This is a genomic window from Streptomyces sp., assembly GCF_031178505.1.
Lineage (GTDB): Bacteria > Actinomycetota > Actinomycetes > Streptomycetales > Streptomycetaceae > Streptomyces > Streptomyces gulbargensis.
Genome location: NZ_JAPSIW010001054.1, coordinates 1 through 1,577, shown reverse-complemented (window position 1 = coordinate 1,577; position 1,577 = coordinate 1). Strand labels below are relative to the sequence as shown.

Sequence of the window (1,577 nt, the reverse complement as noted above, 5' to 3'; positions counted from 1 at the left end):
CCTCTCGAGCCAGGCCCTGACCGCGTCGCGGCCGCGGTGGGTGCGGCCGTCGTCGACGACCACCGGGGCGGGGCCGAAGCAGCCGGCCGCCGCGGGCACGTCGTGGCGCCTGTGGGCATCGAGGTAGGTCCGGATACGGGCGGGCAGGTCGGGCAGGCCGGGAAGGCCGTCCAGGGTCATGCGGGAACTCTCCTGGGTGCGGGGGAGGGGTCAGAGCGTGGGGACGGTGCCGCCGTCGATGGTGTGCTCGGCGCCCGTGATGGCGGTGGCGCGGTCGCAGACGAGGAAGGCGACCAGCTCGGCCACCTCCTCGGGCCGTGCCGGGCGGCCGAGGGGGATGCCGCCGAGCGAGGCCAGCACCTGGTCCCAGGCCGCGGCCCGGTCGATGCCCTGCGCGTCGGCGATGCGGGCCACAAGGGCCGCGGTGCCCTCCGTCTCGATCGCGCCCGGGGAGACGACGTTGACCCGTACTCCGTGCGGAGCCAGTTCCCGGGCGAGGCCCTTGCTGTACGTGGTCAGCGCGGCCTTGGCAGCGGCGTAGCCGAGCGTGGCGTCGGGCAGGGGCAGCCGGCGCTGGATGGAGGAGACGTGGACGACGGCGCCCCGGCCCGCGTCCCGCATCGCCGGGAGCAGCGCGCGATCGAGGCGCACGGCGGCCAGCAGGTTGAGGGCGAGCTCGTCCTGCCAGTGGGCGTCGGTGAGGGCGGCGAACCCGCCGGCCGGCGCGTGCGAGCCGCCGAGCGTGTGCACGACGACGTCCGGGGTGCCGAGCCGGTCGCGCACCGCCGAGACCACGGCGCCGACGCCGTCCGGCGTGGTCAGGTCGGCCGTGACGAAGAGCGGGTCGTCCGCCGCGGACGCGGGCGCCGTGCGAGCCGTCGGGAGCACGGTGGCGCCGGCCGCGCGCAGGCGGGCCGTGATCGCGGCGCCGGTGCCCCGTCCGGCGCCGGTGACGACGGCGAGACGCCCCGCGAGGTCGGGGGAGAGGGAAAGGCTGCTGGTCATGTGACGGAGCGTGCCGCCTCCCGCGGCACCCGGGTCAAGCGCTGCACTCTCCCCCTGCGGGAGGGTGCACAGTGGAGGAGTGCTGACGATCGGCGAGTTCTCCCGGCTGACCCACCTGAGCATCCGTACGCTGCGCCGCTACCACGAGGCCGGACTGCTGGAGCCCGCGCACGTGGACCCGTCGAGCGGCTACCGGTACTACGACCCCGCCCAGATCCCCGGCGCACAGGTCATCTCCCGGCTGCGGGAACTCGACGTACCGCTCGCCGACGTCCGGCGGATCCTGCTCACCCCGGACCCGACCGTACGCGCACACCTGGTGGGCGAACACCTCCAGCGGCTCCAGGACCAACTGTCACGGACCCAGGCGGCCGTCGCGTCGCTGCGCCGGCTGTTGCGCCCCGAACCGGCCGGCGTCGACGTCGAGCTGCGCCCCGCGCCCGCACGGCGCGTGGCCGCGGTACGGGGCACGGTCACCCACCAGGAGGTGCTCTCCTGGTACGCGGGCGCGATGGCCGAACTGGACGCCGTCATCGACACGCCCACGGGCCCCGCGGGCGGCCTCTACGACA

Annotated in this window: 2 protein-coding genes and 1 pseudogene; 1 reads left to right on the top strand and 2 read right to left on the bottom strand. The window is 75.8% G+C overall.

All coding sequences use genetic code 11. From position 1 onward, the window contains the following. Positions 1-180 (bottom strand): annotated as a pseudogene (locus RIF68_RS36175) (nuclear transport factor 2 family protein); the annotation flags it as partial. A gap of 30 nt (positions 181-210) precedes the next feature. After that, complete coding sequence (locus RIF68_RS36170; protein WP_309055912.1) at positions 211-1,005, bottom strand: SDR family oxidoreductase; 795 nt, start codon at positions 1,003-1,005, stop codon at positions 211-213. 79 nt (positions 1,006-1,084) lie between these two features. Between RIF68_RS36170 and RIF68_RS36165 the strand changes: the two genes are divergently transcribed. Continuing rightward, a partial coding sequence (locus RIF68_RS36165) for a helix-turn-helix domain-containing protein (protein WP_309055910.1) occupies positions 1,085-1,577 on the top strand: 493 nt, incomplete at its 3' end.